Annotated in this window: 13 protein-coding genes; 1 reads left to right on the top strand and 12 read right to left on the bottom strand. The window is 74.7% G+C overall.

All coding sequences use genetic code 11. The features are described from left to right. Positions 1–4 precede the first annotated feature (4 nt). Genes ACIGZJ_RS04275 through ACIGZJ_RS04265 form a run of 3 tightly spaced genes read right to left on the bottom strand, consistent with a single transcriptional unit; the run spans position 5 to position 3,150 of the window. Positions 5–763, bottom strand: a complete 759-nt coding sequence (locus tag ACIGZJ_RS04275) for a beta-ketoacyl-ACP reductase (protein ID WP_396455851.1) — start codon at positions 761–763, stop codon at positions 5–7. Positions 764–782: 19 nt separating this feature from the next. After that, positions 783–1,970, bottom strand: coding sequence for a thiolase family protein (locus ACIGZJ_RS04270; RefSeq protein ID WP_396455850.1), 1,188 nt, complete (start codon positions 1,968–1,970; stop codon positions 783–785). A gap of 31 nt (positions 1,971–2,001) precedes the next feature. Continuing rightward, positions 2,002–3,150, bottom strand: coding sequence for an acyl-CoA dehydrogenase family protein (locus ACIGZJ_RS04265; RefSeq protein ID WP_396455849.1), 1,149 nt, complete (start codon positions 3,148–3,150; stop codon positions 2,002–2,004). 122 nt (positions 3,151–3,272) lie between these two features. Between ACIGZJ_RS04265 and ACIGZJ_RS04260 the strand changes: the two genes are divergently transcribed. Beyond that, on the top strand, positions 3,273–3,971 hold the full coding sequence (locus tag ACIGZJ_RS04260; protein ID WP_396455848.1) for a TetR/AcrR family transcriptional regulator C-terminal domain-containing protein: 699 nt from the start codon (positions 3,273–3,275) through the stop codon (positions 3,969–3,971). On the opposite strand, the gene ACIGZJ_RS04255 is transcribed toward ACIGZJ_RS04260, so the two are convergent. From ACIGZJ_RS04255 to ACIGZJ_RS04215, 9 genes are all read right to left on the bottom strand, one after another. Then, positions 3,914–5,128 carry a nitric oxide synthase oxygenase gene (locus ACIGZJ_RS04255; protein ID WP_396455847.1) on the bottom strand — a complete coding sequence of 405 codons (1,215 nt, stop codon included), beginning with the start codon at positions 5,126–5,128 and terminating at the stop codon, positions 3,914–3,916. The genes ACIGZJ_RS04260 and ACIGZJ_RS04255 overlap by 58 nt on opposite strands. 139 nt (positions 5,129–5,267) lie before the next feature. Next, the gene (locus ACIGZJ_RS04250; RefSeq protein ID WP_396455846.1) at positions 5,268–6,698 is read right to left on the bottom strand and encodes a sugar porter family MFS transporter; all 1,431 of its coding nucleotides are present in this window, start codon (positions 6,696–6,698) and stop codon (positions 5,268–5,270) included. A gap of 118 nt (positions 6,699–6,816) precedes the next feature. After that, positions 6,817–7,788 (bottom strand): L-histidine N(alpha)-methyltransferase, encoded by a 972-nt coding sequence (gene egtD, locus ACIGZJ_RS04245; protein ID WP_396455845.1) that lies wholly within the window; start codon positions 7,786–7,788, stop codon positions 6,817–6,819. A gap of 56 nt (positions 7,789–7,844) precedes the next feature. Further along, positions 7,845–8,582 carry an ergothioneine biosynthesis protein EgtC gene (egtC, locus tag ACIGZJ_RS04240; protein WP_396455844.1) on the bottom strand — a complete coding sequence of 246 codons (738 nt, stop codon included), beginning with the start codon at positions 8,580–8,582 and terminating at the stop codon, positions 7,845–7,847. After that, the gene (egtB, locus tag ACIGZJ_RS04235) at positions 8,582–9,994 is read right to left on the bottom strand and encodes an ergothioneine biosynthesis protein EgtB (protein ID WP_396455843.1); all 1,413 of its coding nucleotides are present in this window, start codon (positions 9,992–9,994) and stop codon (positions 8,582–8,584) included. The genes egtC and egtB overlap by 1 nt, the downstream gene beginning before the upstream one ends. Continuing rightward, a complete protein-coding gene (gene egtA, locus ACIGZJ_RS04230) occupies positions 9,991–11,280 on the bottom strand; it encodes an ergothioneine biosynthesis glutamate--cysteine ligase EgtA (protein WP_396455842.1) in 1,290 nt (429 codons plus the stop codon). The genes egtB and egtA overlap by 4 nt, the downstream gene beginning before the upstream one ends. Positions 11,281–11,519: 239 nt before the next feature. Continuing rightward, complete coding sequence (locus ACIGZJ_RS04225) at positions 11,520–12,671, bottom strand: aminotransferase class I/II-fold pyridoxal phosphate-dependent enzyme (RefSeq protein ID WP_396455841.1); 1,152 nt, start codon at positions 12,669–12,671, stop codon at positions 11,520–11,522. A gap of 173 nt (positions 12,672–12,844) precedes the next feature. After that, complete coding sequence (locus ACIGZJ_RS04220; RefSeq protein ID WP_396455840.1) at positions 12,845–13,294, bottom strand: SRPBCC family protein; 450 nt, start codon at positions 13,292–13,294, stop codon at positions 12,845–12,847. Positions 13,295–13,303: 9 nt separating this feature from the next. Continuing rightward, positions 13,304–15,085 carry a glycoside hydrolase family 15 protein gene (locus ACIGZJ_RS04215; RefSeq protein ID WP_396455839.1) on the bottom strand — a complete coding sequence of 594 codons (1,782 nt, stop codon included), beginning with the start codon at positions 15,083–15,085 and terminating at the stop codon, positions 13,304–13,306. Positions 15,086–15,230 lie beyond the last annotated feature (145 nt).

Raw genomic sequence — 15,230 nt, 5'->3', positions numbered from 1 at the left:
TGTTTCAGCGCGCCCCACCGTTGACGTACAGGGTCTGCCCGCTGACGTACGAGGCGTCCTCGCTGGCCAGGAAGACCACGACGGAGGCGATCTCCTCCGGCTGGCCCACCCGCCGCAGCGGCGTCCGGGCGGCGACCTCCGTCTGGTGGTCCTCCGCCGTGGCGCCGACCCGCTCGGCCGTGGCGGCCGTCATGGGTGTGGCGATGTACCCGGGGGCGACGGCGTTGACGTTGATGTTGAACGGGCCCAGCTCGATCGCCAGGGTGGCGGTCAGCCCCTGGATGCCGGCCTTCGCGGCGGCGTAGTTGGCCTGGCCCCGGTTGCCGAGGGCCGAGCGCGAGCTGAGCGAGACGATCTTGCCGTACCTCTGCGCCACCATGTACTTCTGCGCGACGTGGCTGCAGTTGTAGGCGCTGGTCAGGTTGACCGTCAGCACCGTGTCCCAGTCGGACTTCGGCATCTTGAAGAAGAGGTTGTCCCGGGTGATCCCGGCGTTGTTCACCAGGACGTGCACCCCGCCGAGGTCGCGGGCGACCTCGGCGAAGACCGCCTCCACCGCGTCGTAGTCGGCCACGTCGCAGCCGTACGCGCGGGCGGTCCCGCCCTTGGCGGTGATCTCCTCGACCGTCCCGGCGGCCCGCTCGGCGGTCAGGTCGACCACCGCGACGGCCGCGCCCTCCTGCGCCAGCAGCCGCGCGGTGGCCGCGCCGATGCCCTGCGCCGCACCGGTGACGACGGCGACCTTGCCTGAAAAACGAGTCACAGCAGCTCCTTGGAGGGGATCAGACGTTCTCGACGAGGACGGCGGTGCCCTGCCCGACGCCCACGCACATGGCGGCCAGCCCGCGCCGGCCGCCGGTACGGCGCATCCGGTGCAGCAGGGTGGTGAGGATCCGGGCGCCGGAGCCGCCCAGCGGGTGGCCCAGGGCGATCGCCCCGCCGGTCGGGTTGACCAGGTCGGGGTCGATCCCGAGCTGGTCGACGGCGGCGAGCACCTGGGCGGCGAAGGCCTCGTTGAGCTCGGCCTCCGCCAGGTCGGAGAGCGACCAGCCGGCCCGGCCCAGCGCCTTGCGGGTCGCCGGGACGGGGCCGATGCCCATCACGTCCGGGTGCACCCCGGCCGAGGCACCCGCGACGTACCGGCCGAGCGGCTGGAGCCCGAGGTCGCCCAGCGCCTCCTCGCTGACCAGCACCAGGCCGGCCGCGCCGTCGTTCATCGGGGAGGCGTTGCCCGCCGTCACCGTGCCGCCCTGGCGGAACGCCGGCTTCAGCCGGGCCAGCTTCTCCAGGCTGGAGTCCTCGCGGATGCCCTCGTCCTGGCGGACCGTCACACCGTCGGGCCGCTCGACCGGGATCAGCTCGGCGTCGAAGAGCCCGTCCTTGCGGGCGGCCGCGGCCAGCTGGTGGCTGCGCAGCGCGAAGGCGTCCTGGCGCTCGCGGCCGATGCCGTACCGGGTGGCGACCTCCTCGGCGGTCTCGCCCATGGCGAGGACGCCGTGCAGCTCGGCCATCCGGGGGTTGGTGAGCCGCCAGCCGAGCCGGGTGTCGTACGTCTCGATCCGGTGCGGCAGCGCCTCGTCGGGGCGGGGGAGGACGAACGGCGCGCGGGTCATCGACTCGCAGCCGCCGGCCAGGACGACGTCCGCCTCGCCCGAGCCGATCGCCCGGGCGGCCATGGTGACGGCCTCCAGCCCGGAGGCGCAGAGGCGGTTGACGGTGGCGCCGGGCACGGTGTCGGGCAGGCCCGCGAGCAGCACGGCCATCCGGGCGGCGTTGCGGTTGTCCTCGCCGGCCTGGTTGGCGGCGCCCCAGTAGACGTCGTCGATCCGGGCGGGGTCGAGGGTGGGCAGGTCGGCGACCAGGGCGCGCAGCACGGTGGCCGAGAGGTCGTCCGGGCGGACCGTGGCGAGCGCTCCGCGCAGCCGGCCGATGGGTGTGCGGCGGGCTGCGGCGAAGTAGACAGGACGCACGTCGTCGGGCTCCTTATCCGATGAGGGGCGGTCAGAAGGCGTTGACGCCGGTGAGCGAACGCCCGATGAGCAGTTTGTGGATCTGGCTGGTGCCCTCGTAGAGGGTCATCACCCGCGCATCGCGCAGGTACTTGCCGACCGGGTACTCGTCGATGAAGCCGTAGCCGCCGAACACCTGGAGCGCGTTGTTGGCGGCCCGCACGGCGGCCTCGCTCGCGAAGAGCTTGGCCACCGAGGACTCGGTGGCGAACGGCAGGCCGCGCTCGATGTGGTCGGCGACCCGCCAGGTGAGCAGCCGGGCGGCCTCGACGTCGACCGCGATGTCGGAGAGCAGCTCCTGCACCAGCTGGTGCGAGGCGATCGGCCGGCCGAACTGCTCGCGCTCTCCCGCGTAGCGGACGGCGGCCTCCAGGCAGGCCCGGGCGATCCCGACGCAGCCCGCGGCGACCGACATCCGGCCCTTGGCGAGCGCGGCCATCGCGACGCCGAAGCCCTTGCCCTCGGGGCCGAGCCGGGCGGAGTCGGGCACCCGGACGCCGTCGAAGGCGAGTTCGGCGGTGGCCTGGCCGCGCAGGCCGAGCTTGCCGTGGATCTCCGTCCGGGTGAAGCCGGGCAGGTCGGTGGGGACGAGGAAGGCGGTGATCCCCCGGTGGCCCTCCTCCCCGGTCCGGGCGAAGACCAGGGCGACGTCGGCCCACGTCCCGTTGGTGATGAACATCTTGGCGCCGCTGATCAGCCAGTGCGCGCCGTCCCGGACCGCCCGGGTGGTGAGGTTGGCGGCGTCCGAGCCGGTGCCGGGCTCGGTGAGCGCGAAGCAGCCGAGCGCCTCGCCGGAGGTGAGCCGGGGCAGCCAGTGGCGCTTCTGCTCCTCGCTGCCGTAGGCGTTGACGGACTTGGCGACCAGGCCGAGCGAGACCGAGACGATGCCGCGCACGGCGGAGTCACCCCGGCCCAGCTCCTCCAGGACCAGGCAGTACGCGAGGTGGTCGCCGCCGCTGCCGCCGTACTCCTCGGGGATGGTCAGGCCGAGGAAGCCCACCTTGCCGAGCTTGCCGACGATCGCGCGGTCGACGGACTCGGCGCGGTCCCAGGCGGCGGCGTGGGGCGCGATCTCGCGGTCGGTGAACCCCGCCGCGAGCTCGCGGACGGCGGCCTGTTCTTCGGACAGCTCCAGATCCATGGCGGCCTCGATTAAACTAGCGCTGCAAGTTTTACCGGGACTGTAGCGCCGACCGGGCCGCACTGGGAAGAGGCGCCTGCCAGAATCGGTCCACACCCCACTCGACCGGAGGAACCGCGACGATGGCCCGCCCGCGCACCCCCCTGCTCAGCCGCGAGCGCATCGTCACGGCCGCTCTGCAACTCATCGACGCCGAGGGCCTGGACGCCCTCTCCACCCGCCGGCTCGCCACCGGGCTCTCGGTCAGCGGGCCCTCCCTCTACAACCACTTCGCCACCAAGGACGAGCTGCTGGACGCCGTGGTGGACAGCGTGATGGGCGAGGTCGACCTGTCGATGTTCGCGGACGCCGCCGCACCCTGGCCGCAGGCCCTGCGCGACTGGGCCCGCTCCTACCGCGCCGCGCTGGCCGCCCACCCCAACATCGTCCCGGTGCTCGCCCAGGGCCCCGGGCGGCGGCCGAACGCGCTGCGCCTGGCCGACGCCGTCTTCGGCTGCCTCGTCCAGGCCGGCTGGCCGCGCGGGCAGGCCACCCGGATCGGCGCGCTGATGCGGTACTTCGTCACCGGCTCGGCGCTCGCCTCGTTCGCCGCGGGCTTCCCCGAGGACGCCGGGCTCTACGACGCCGCCGACTACCCGCACCTCGGCGAGGCGCACCGGCTGGCCGAGCACCGCGGCGCGATCGACGAGGGCGCCTTCGAGACCGGGCTCGAGGCGCTCCTCGACGGCCTCGCCCTACGCTACGAACGCACCGTCCCCGGGGCTCACCAGGGCGAGCGGGCCGTGAAGGCCGGGCGCAGCGAAGGGTCCACCGGGTCGTAGTACCGGTGGTAGACGGGGGTGAGCCCGCCGGAGACCGGGGGCACGATCCAGCTCCAGTCGGCGGGGGTGTCCCGGCCGAGCCGCCTCTCCTGGGCCACGTGCCGCAGGAACCGCTCCGACTCGGTGTGGTGGTCGGCCATGGTCACCCCGGCCTCCTGGAAGGAGTGCAGCACCGCCACGTTCAGCTCCACCAGCGCCCGGTCCCGCCAGAGCGTGCGGTCGCTGGAGGTGTCCAGGCCGAGCCGCTCGGCGACCTCCGCCAGCATGTCGTAGCGGTCGGCGTCGGCGAGGTTGCGGGCGCCGATCTCGGTGCCCATGTACCAGCCGTTGAAGGGTGCGGTGGGGTAGTGCACCCCGCCGATCTCCAGCGTCATGTCGCTGATCGCCGGCACCGCGTACCAGCGCAGCCCCAGCCGGGCGAACCAGGGGTGGTCGGGGTGGGTCAGCTCGACCTCCAGCGTGGTGTCGTCCGGCAGCTCGTACCACTGCGGCCGGGCTCCCGGGCGCTCCTGGACCAGCAGCGGCAGCACCTCGAACCGCTCCTCGCCGCACTTCCACCCGAGGTCCCGGGAGCGGGCGGCCAGGGCGGCGCCGGCCGGGTCCCCGACGAAGCCGCCCTCGACGGGGTGTCCGGCGTAGCGGACGAGCTGCTGGTTGAGGATGCGGGCGGCCGGGCGGCCCGGCCGGTCGGGGGCGAACACCGACACCACCGGGCGGATCCGGCCGCCGTTGCCGGCCAGCCGCAGGTGCTCGAAGCACTCGTCGGCGATGTCGTCGGCGGCGCTCAGGTGCCGCAGGTCGCGCACCACCAGGCTGCGCCAGTACAGCCGGCCGATGCAGCGGGCCGCGTTGCGCCAGGCGAGCTTGGCGCCGTACCCGAGCTCGGCGGCCGTGTGCGCGTAGGTGCCGGTGCGGTCGATCTCGTCGAGCACCGCGCGCACCCGCTCGACCGGGTCCCCGGCGGCGGGCTGCTCGCGGTGGAACTGCCGGATGAAGCCGGCGGCCTCGTCGGGGTCGGTGAAGTGCTCGGCCCGGGGCGGCGGTTCGGGCAGCCGCGGGGCCTCGGGAACGGTGTGCGCGTGGGCGTACGGGCAGCCGCCGGCCGGAGCCGCCGCGGGTCTGCGCGGGCCGCGGGTACGAAGCCGATTGAAGATCAAGGACACATCCCTCCTGGCGAACAGGAGTACCGGATGTGCGCACCCCGGCGCAGGGAGTGAGCGAATCGGCCCCCGCACCCGGGCGGATGACGCTAGGGTGCGGGGGCCGGTAGGCCGATCGGCTGGTCGGACTGTCGGATCAGCCCATGTCCTCCAGGCGGACACCCTTGGTCTCCTTCATGAAGCGGGCCACGAAGACGATCGACAGGGCCGCGAAGGCGGCGTAGACCAGGTACGTCGCCGACAGGTTCCAGCGTGACAGTGACGGGAACGAGACGGTGATCGCCCAGTTGGCGAGCCACTGCGCGGAGGCCGCGACGGACAGCGCGGCGGCCCGGATCCGGTTGGGGAACATCTCGCCGAGCATCACCCAGACCACCACGCCCCAGGACATCGCGAAGAACAGCACGAAGGCGTTGGCGGCGATCAGTGCGACGGTGCCCTGAAGGTCGGGCAGCACGACGTTGTCGCCGCTGCCGGTGGCCGAGGAGAACGCCCAGCCGCAGGCGCCGAGCGCCACGGCCATGCCGGCCGAGCCGATCAGGGCGAGCGGCTTGCGGCCGATCCGGTCGACCAGCAGGATCGCGACCACGGTGCCGAGGATGTTGATGACCGAGCCGATGAAGCTGATCAGCAGCGAGTCGCCCTGGTCGATGCCGACCGACTGCCAGAGGATCGACGAGTAGTAGAAGATCACGTTGATGCCGACCAGCTGCTGGAAGACCGAGAGGCCGATGCCGACCCAGACGATCGGCAGCAGGCCGAACCGGCCGCCCAGCAGGTCGCGGAAGCGCGGGCGGTGGTCGGAGGCGATCAGGCCCTGGATCTCGGCGATCCGGGCGTCGGTGTCGCAGCCCGTGCCCTCGACCTCGCCGAGCACGGTGCGGGCCTCGTCCAGGCGGCCGGCCGCGATCAGGTAGCGCGGGGACTCGGGGATCATCGAGGACAGCACGAAGTAGACGGCGGCCGGCACGACGCAGATGCCGAGCATCCACTGCCAGGCCTCCAGGCCGAGCAGCCGCCCGCGGGTGTCGCCGCCGGCGGCGTCCGCCAGCACCCAGTTGACCAGCTGGGATATCGCGATGCCGAGCACGATCGCGGCCTGCTGGAAGGAGGCCAGGCGGCCGCGGTACCTGGTCGGGGCGACCTCGGCGATGTAGGTCGGGGCGATCACCGAGGCGATGCCGATGGCCGCTCCGCCGAGGACCCGCCAGAGAGCGAGGTCCCAGGCGGAGAACGGCAGCATCGAGCCGACCGCGCTCACCGCGAAGAGCAGCGCGCCCGCCTTCATCACCTTGATGCGGCCGTACCGGTCGGCGAACCGGCCGGCCAGTGCGGCGCCGACCGCGGAGCCCAGCAGGGCGGAGGACACGATCAGCCCGGTCACGCCGTCCCCGACGGCGAACCGCTCCTGGATGCCGGAGACCGCGCCGTTGATCACGGAGCTGTCGTAGCCGAACAGGAAGCCGCCGAGGGCCGCGGCGGCGGTGATGAAGACGACGAAGCCGAGGCGGTCGGAGGGCCGGGCCTCCGCCGCCGCGGGCTCCGAGGGCTGCTTGGTGACGCTCACGAGATTGACTCCTGGTACTCAACGCTGAGCTTGGTAGCCGCGATCGTAACCCGTCAATGTTCAAGTGTTGTACGTGGGATGCCCGGCAAGTCCCTTTGTCTATTAGTAAAGTGAACTATCAAATGGGTCGGGCCAGCGACAGTCCGAACCGCCCCTCGTCGTCCGTCCACCAGTGGGCGAGCCGCAGGCCGGCCGCGGCCAGCTCCTCGGCGACCCGCTCCCGGCGGAACTTCGCGGAGACCTCGGTGCGCAGCTCCTCGTCCTTCTCGAAGTGGACCGGCAGGTCCAGGGCCGGGATCTTGACGGTCTGGGTGCGCAGCGAGCGCAGCCGCATCTCGATCCACTCCTGCTCGGCGTCCCAGCGCGCCACGTGCGCGAACGCCTCCGGGTCGAAGTCGGCGGCCAGCTCCCGGTTGAGCACGTTGAGCACGTTGCGGTTGAACTCGGCCGTCACCCCGGCGGCGTCGTCGTAGGCCGCGACCAGGACGTCCGGATCCTTCACCAGGTCGGTGCCGAGCAGCAGGAAGTCGCCCCGGTCGAGGGTCGCGCGCAGGCCGCGCAGGAAGGCCGCCCGCTCGGCGGGCAGCAGGTTGCCGAGGGTGCCGCCGAGGAAGGCGACCAGCCGCGGGCCGCCGTCCGGGGGCAGCGCGAGCCGGGCGGTGAAGTCGGCCAGCACGGCGTGCACGGACAGCCCGGGGTAGTCGGCGGCCAGCGCCTCGCCGGCGGCGGCCAGCGCGCTCTCGCTGACGTCCACCGGGACGTAGCTGTCCAGCGTCCCGAGGCCGCGCAGCGCGCTCAGCAGCAGCCTGGTCTTCTCGGAGGAGCCCGAGCCCAGCTCCACCAGGGTGCGGGCCCGGGTGACGGCGGCGATCTCGTCGGCCCGGGCGGTCAGGATGGCCCGCTCGGCGCGGGTCGGGTAGTACTCGGGCAGCCGGGTGATCTCCTCGAACAGCTCGCTGCCCCGCGCGTCGTAGAACCACTTCGGCGGCAGCCACTTGGGTTCGGAGGTCAGACCGTGCTGCACGTCGTGCCGCAGGGCGGTGCTGAAGTGGTCGGCGGGCAGCAGGCGGATGAGATCGAAGGTGCTCATGACAGGTGAGTCCTCTATTCACAAGGTGAAGGATGGTGGGGTGCGGACGAGGTCGCTCAGAGCGGCCGGACGGTGATCCCGTCCGGTCCGGCCAGCAGCAGCGAGCGGTCCGCAACGGCCGTCCAGGCCGGGTCGTCGTCGTACGGCTCGGAGGCGACCAGGACCGCGCCGCCGGGCAGGGTCCGGTGGTGCAGGGTGTCGCCCCAGGCCGTGGCGGCGAGCGTGCGGCCGTCGGTGAGCAGCAGGTTGAGCCGCCCGGTGGTGTGCGCGGCGGTGTCCGCGACGGCGCCGGCCAGTGCCTCGCCGAGGTCGGCGCCGGCCCGCAGGCGGTGCAGGGCCAGGCCCCAGAGCAGCGCCGAGTCGGTCCGGGCCTCCAGGGCGAGGAGCTCGGCGGGCGGCAGCAGCGCGGCGAGCGCGTCCAGCTTGGCCGGCCAGCCGTCGACCGCGCCGTTGTGGCTGAACAGCCAGCGCCCGGCGGCGAACGGCGCGGCCGCCGCCTCCCCGGCCGCGCAGCCCTCGGTGGCGGAGCGGACGGCCGCCAGCAGCGCCCGGGTGCGGATCACCCGGGCGAGGTCGGCGAAGGAGGCGTCCGCCCAGATCGGCCCGGCCCGCCGGTAGCGGGCGGGCACCTCGTCCCCGTCGGCGTACCAGCCGAGGCCGAACCCGTCCGCGTTCACGGTGCCGTAGCGCTGGGTGCGCGGCGCCCAGGACTGCCGGTAGAGCCCGAACGGCGGCTCCACCAGCAGCTCCCGGGGGGTCACCGGCGCGCCCAGGTAGGCGAGGTGGCGGCACATCAGCCGGCCTCCGGGTCGGCGGCGGTGCGGAACCCGGCGAAGATCTGCCGCCGGACGGGGTAGTCCCAGTTGCGGAAGGTGCCCCGGCAGGCGACCGGTGCCACCGCGAAGCAGCCGCCGCGCAGCACCTTGTACTCCGGGCCGAAGAACACCTCCGAGTACTCCCGGTACGGCCAGGCCCGGAAGCCCGGGTACGGACGGAAGTCGCTGGCCGTCCACTCCCAGACGTCGCCCATCAACTGCCGTACGCCGTAGGGGGACTCGCCGGCCGGGTAGCTGCCGGCCGGGGCCGGGCGCAGATGCCGCTGGCCCAGGTTGGCGTGTTCGGCCGCGGGCGGCTGGTCGCCCCAGGGGTAGCGGCGGGAGCGGTCGGCGGCCGGGTCGTGCCGGGCGGCCTTCTCCCACTCCGCCTCGGTCGGCAGCCGCCGCCCGGCCCACCGGGCGTAGGCGTCCGCCTCGTACCAACTGACGTGCAGCACGGGCTCGTCCTCGGGTACCGGCTCCAGCACGCCGAACCGGCGGCGCAGCCAGTCGCCGCCCTCGCGGCGCCAGAACAGCGGGGCGCTCAGCCCGGCCTGCAGGCGGTGCTGCCACCCCTCGGGCGCCCACCAGCGCGGGTCGTCGTAGCCGCCGTCGGTGATGAACCGCTGGTAGGCGCCGTTGGTGACGGGCGTGGTGTCCAGCCGGAAGGCGGGCAGCTCCACCCGGTGCGCGGGCCGCTCGTTGTCCAGCGCCCAGGGCTCGGTGTCGGTGCCCATGGTGAACGGCCCGGCGGGGACGAGCACCTCGGCGGGCAGCGCGGCCGCGTCCGCCGGGGCGGGCGGCGGCGGGGGAGCGGCCAGGGCGGGCTCCCCCGGGCGCAGCTGGTGGGTGATCAGCATGGTCTCGTCGTGCTGCTGCTCGTGCTGGGCGATCATGCCGAAGGCGAACCCGGCGTCCAGCAGCGGCGCGCCCTCCAGGGGGCTGGCGGCGAGCAGGTCGAGGACCCGGCCGCGGACGTCGTGGGCGTAGGCGCGGGCCTCGCCCGGCGGCAGCAGCGGGAGGCTGGGCCGTTCGGAGCGCGGGTGCTCGAAGGCGTCGTAGAGCGGGTCGATCTCCGGGTGCAGCGGATCGCGGCCGCCGACGTTGCGCAGCAGCCAGAGCTCCTCCTGGTTGCCGATGTGCGCGAGGTCCCAGACCAGCGGCGACATCAGCGGGGAGTGCTGGGCGGTGAGGTCCGGGTCCTCGACGCAGTCGGTCAGTGCGGCGGTGCGGGCGCGGGCGGTCAGCAGCTCGGTGGCGATCGTCTCGCGCAGGGCCTCCCGCGAGAGGTTCTCCCAGGGCACGGCGGCGGGCGGCGGGGTCTGCGTGAGCGCTGCGGCCGGGCTCGGGGCGCCGGCGGGGGCGCCGGTCGGGCGGGCGTCGTCGATCATGGTGCGGCCTCCTCCGGAGGAGTGCGTCGGGTGCCGGAGCGCAGGGCGTCCAGCTGGTCGTCGGCGGGGCAGCGGCCGCGCGCGGGGTAGCGCTCGGCGAACTCGCCGACGGCGGTGCGCAGGCCGTCGGCGCCGGGCAGCCGGCCCAGTGCGGCATCGGCGGCGGCGAAGCAGGCGAGCGCGGCGCGGCGCAGTGCGGGGTCCGCGGTGGCCAGCGTGGCGGCCCGGCGCCAGACGTCGTTGCGGGGCGGGCGCGGCCCGTCGGGGCGCTCCAGCGGCTCCAGGGCGGCCAGCGCGGCGTCGGCCGCGACCGGGTCGTCCAGCAGCGCGGTGACCAGGGCGGTGGGGACGATCCAGCCGTCACCGGGCTGGGCGTCGATCATCCGCAGCTCCAGGTGGCCGCGCGGGCGCACCGGCGGGAACAGCGTGGTGCGGTGGTAGTCCAGGTCGGCCAGGGTGGGCGGGCGCTCGCCCGCGCCGCGCAGCCAGTCGCGGAAGGTCAGTCCGACCGGCGCCGTCCAGGGCAGGCCCTCGGGGCGGCGGATGCAGAGCACCTCGGCGTCGAGCACGTACCGGGCCCAGGCCTCGCGCGGGTCACCGTGGTCCGGGTCCGGGGCGAGGGTGCGGGTCGGGTCCATCCGGGACCAGACGGTCTGCCGGGTGGACCGGTGGCCGGTCGGCCGGCCGTCCAGCAGCGGGGAGTTGGCGAAGGCGGCGACCAGGACCGGCCCCAGCGCGTGGACCAGCCGCCAGCGGCGGTCCATCGCGTGCGGGCCGCCCGCGGCGCCCGCGTCCAGGCAGACCTGGACGGAGGCGGTGCCGGTCATCATGATCCGGCCCCAGGGCCCGGCGGAGTTGAAGAATCGTTCCATCGCCAGATAACGCGGGTGGTCCAGGACCATCTGACGGGGGCGGGCCAGCGGATCGGTGCCGGTGCCGGTGAGTCGCAGGCCCTGCGCCGCGAAGGCGGCCCGCAGGGCGGCGAGATCGCGCCGGGTGTCGTCGACGCAGGCGGTGAGGCTGGTGGCGGGCGGGGAGCTGAGCTCGACCTGGCCGCCGGGCTCCAGGGTCAGCAGCGACCCGGAGGGGAGCGATGCGCCGTCCGGGCCGCCGAGCGGCAGCGAATCCATCGCGGCGTGCAGCCGCTCCGGTAGGACGGGGCCGGTGGGACATCGGTCGTCGTGGACGAACCACTCGACCTCGACCCCGACCAGCCGGGGCGGCCCGATCTTGAAGCAGACGCCGGCCACATGGCTGCGGGCGGCGGACTCGGTCAGCGGGGTCACCCCGCTCGGGGGCGGTCCGGCACTCTGCCGGTCGGTCGGACTGGTCGGGCGAACGGGTATCACCGGACTCACCATCCTCGGGATCACGATTGCGGCCCGGTCTACCCTGCCCAGTCTGCTACGGACCATGCCGGGCCGCCCCGCAAACATCCTGTGAACGGGTATCCATGCAGGTCAGGTGTGGTGCGATCGGGTGAAATGGTGGCGCCGCGGCGGTCGGACAGGGTGTCCGGGGGGTGTCACCCGAGCCGCCGCAGGCGCTCGGACACCGTCTCCAGGACGGGGCCCGGCAGGGCGTAGTTCAGCCGCAGCGAGCCCTCCCCGCCGGGGCCGAAGCCGGCGCCGTCGGAGGCCTCCAGACCGCACCGCGCCAGCAGCGCCGGGCCGGCGCCGACGGCCGGCAGACCGAGCGCGACGGCGTCCACCCAGAGCAGGTACGAGGCCTCCGGCCGGGACCGGACGGCCGGGCCGAGCAGCCCGGTCAGCCCGTCCCGGGCGGCGGCGAGGTGGCGCAGCAGGGCGTCCAGCCACGGCCCGCCCTCGCGCAGCGCCGCCTGCTGCACCAGCTGCTCGACCAGGCCGCCCTCCCACAGGCCGTACCCGGCCATCAGCTCGGTGAGGCGCCCGCGCAGCGCCGGGTCGGGGACGAGCGCGAAGCAGCTGGGGATGCCGGAGCAGTTGAAGGTCTTGCCGACGGAGTTCAGCGTGACGGTGTGCGCCCGCAGCCCGCCCGCCGCCACCACCGCGACGGGGTGCCGGCGGCCGGGGTGGGTGAGGTCGCCGTGCACCTCGTCGGAGACCAGGACGGCCCCGGCGCCCGCCGCGGCCTCGGCCAGCGAGCGGATCTCCCCGGCGGTCCAGACCCGGCCGGAGGGGTTGTGCGGGTTGCTCAGCAGCACCGCCCCGACCCGGCGGCCGGCGAACGCCTCCAGCGGCAGCCGGTAGCCCGCCCCCTCCCGGACCAGGGCCGGCTCCTCGTACGGCAGCCCGGCGGCCCGGCAGAGCTGCCCGAACCCGCCCCACTCGGGTGTCGGGAACAGCACCGGCCCGGTCGGGCGCAGCGCCTCCAGCAGCAGCCGCAGCGCGGTCCGCGGCCCGAACGGCAGCAGCAGCACCCACTCCGGATCCACCGCGGCGCCGTGCCGTTCGAGGTACCAGCGGGCCACCAGCCCCCGGCCCGCCGGGTCGCAGACCGTGTACCCGTACGCCCGGTGCGCGGCCCGCCGGGCCAGCGCCTCGGCCACGGCCGGCGGGCCGGGCAGGTCCATGTCCGCCAGCCCCATCGCGATCACCCCGCCGGCCCCGCCGCCGGCCCGGGCCCACTTGCTGCTGCCGGTGCCGGAGCGGTCGAAGGGGGCGTCGAAGCCGAACCCGTCCGGCGGTCGCGTCATGGCAGGGCCTCCCGGGCGGCGGGCGGGCAGCGCGGGCTGCCACGGCGGGTCGTCTGCCCACGGTAGCCCCGGGCCGCAGGCGGGGGCGGCGGCTACGGACGATCCGCCGAAACCGGCGGGCCGGGGCCCGCGACCGACCGCCCCCCCCGGCGGGATCCGGGCCCTCCGAGGGCTCAGCCCGCGCCCGCCAGGTACGCCCGCAGGCCGCGCCGCCCGCGCAGCATCATCACGGCGTGGTTGGCCCGGAACACCGGCCGGCCGGGGCGCGCGAGACGGCGCAGCAGCGGCTTGCCGGGGCGGGTCTCCTCCTCGAACAGCGCCCGGGTGCCGGCGCCGTCCGGGCGAACCGTCCAGCGCGACCAGCCGACCAGGTCGCCGTCCATGGCGACCTCCAGCACCCCGGCCGCCGGGTCGCGCCGCGCCGCCGTCAGCACCAGGACCAGCCGGTACGGCACCAGGGCCCGGATCACCACCTCCCCGGTGTCCGCGCCGGTCTGCCGCGCGGTGCGGATGTCCGGCCACCACAGCGGGTAGCGCGGCACGTCCTCAAGTGCCGCGTACACGGCGCGCGGTGGCGCGTCGAGGAGCCAGGCGCCGCTGAACCGGTAGTGGTTGGGGTCCACGCCGGCAGCCTACGCGGGCTCGGCCAGCGTGAAGGCGGTGTTGACCAACGCGACATGGGTGAACGCCTGCGGGGTGTTGCCGAGTTGGCGGCGGGCGTGCGGATCCCACTCCTCGGAGAGCAGCCCGAGGTCGTTGCCGAGCCCGACCACCCGGGCGAACAGCTCGCGCGCCTCGTCCGGCCGCCCGGTGGCGGCCAGCGCGTCGGCGAGCCAGAACGAGCAGGCCAGGAAGGCGCCCTCGCCGCCGGGCAGCCCGTCGGTGCGCTGGTGCGCCTGGTAGCGGCGGACCAGCCCGCCGTGGTCGAGGCCCTCGCGCACCGCGTCCACCGTGCGCACCACCCGCGGGTCGTCCGGCGGCAGGAAGCCGCTCTTGACGACGAACAGGGTGGCCGCGTCCAGCCCCTGGCCGCCGTAGTGCTGGACGAACACGCCGAGCCGCGGGTCGTACCCGTTGGCGCAGACGTCGGCGTGCACGGCGTCCCGCATCGCCCGCCACCGGTCGACCGGCGCCGGCAGGCCGGTGGCCTCGGCCATCCGGATCGCCCGGTCGGCGGCGACCCAGGCCATCACCTTGGAGTGGACGAAGTGCCGGCGCCCGCTGCGCACCTCCCACAGGCCCTCGTCGGGCTCCCGCCAGTGCTGTTCGAGGTAGGCCATCAGGGCCCGCAGCAGGCTCCAGACGTGCCGCTCCATCGGGATCCCGGCCAGCAGCGCGAGGTGCAGGGTGTCCACCACCTCGCCGTAGACGTCGAGTTGGAGCTGGTCGACGGCGGCGTTGCCGAACCGGACCGGCCGGGAGCCCTCGTAGCCGGGCAGCCAGTGCGCGACGGTCTCGCCGAGCACGCGCTCCCCGGCCACCCCGTACACGGTCTGCAGGTCGCGCGGGTCGCCGGCGATGGCGCGCAGCAGCCAGTGGCGCCAGGCGGCGGCCTCCTCGCGGAATCCGCCGCGCAGCAGGGCGGAGAGGGTCATCGAGGAGTCGCGCAGCCAGCAGAACCGGTAGTCCCAGTTGCGCAGCCCGCCGATCCGCTCGGGCAGCGAGGCGGTGGGGGCGGCGACGATGCCGCCGCTGGGGGCGTAGGCGAGCGCCTTGAGGGTGATCAGCGAGCGCAGGACGGCGCCCTGCCACTCGCCGCGGTAGCGGCAGCCGGCCGCCCAGTGCTGCCAGTCGCGGACGGTGGCCAGCAGGGCCTGGTCGGGGTCGGTGCGCGGGGTGGTGGCCAGGTGGGAGGGCTGCCAGGTGAGGACGAACGGGACGCTGCACCCGGCGGTGGCGGTGAAGTCCGAGGCGGTGACCCCGTCGACCCCGTAGGTGTGGACGCCGTTCGGCACCCGCAGCCAGGCCGAGTCCGGTCCGGCGACGGCGACCCGGTGGCGGCCGGTGCGGCGCACCCAGGGGTCGATCCGGCCGTGGTTGAAGCGCAGCCGCAGTTCGCCGCGCATCGGGACGCTGCCGCTGAGCCCCTCGACGATCCGGATCAGCTGCGGGGCGCGCCGGCCGCCCTGGCCGCGCTGCGGCATGAAGTCGACGACCCGGACGGAGCCGGAGGCGGTGTGCCACTCACTCTCCAGGACCAGGGTGTCGCCCCGGTAGCGGCGGGTCGAACAGTGGCCGGCGCCGACCGGGGCCAGCCGCCAGCCGCCGTGCCGCTGGTCGCCGAGCAGCCCGGCGAAGCAGCTGGGGGAGTCGAACCGGGGCAGGCACAGCCAGTCGACCGAACCGTCCCGTCCGACCAGGGCGGCGGTCTGCAGGTCACCGATGAGGGCGTAGTCCTCGATGCGTCCGGCCATCGGGTCCATTCTCCGGCCCCGCGGCCGCCCCGGCAGCGCGGGGAGTGCGGGCGGAGGGAGCGGGTGACTCCGCTTGCACGCGTTCGGCGTGCAGAGGAGGATCTTTTGTGCTTGTAGTCTCATCTGTCACAGCCGTCTCGTGAGT

The sequence above is a fragment of the Kitasatospora sp. NPDC052868 genome (assembly GCF_044547105.1).
In the GTDB taxonomy this organism is placed as follows: domain Bacteria; phylum Actinomycetota; class Actinomycetes; order Streptomycetales; family Streptomycetaceae; genus Kitasatospora.
The sequence above is the reverse complement of the archived record's forward strand: the minus strand, read 5'-3'. Positions and strand labels throughout refer to the sequence as shown.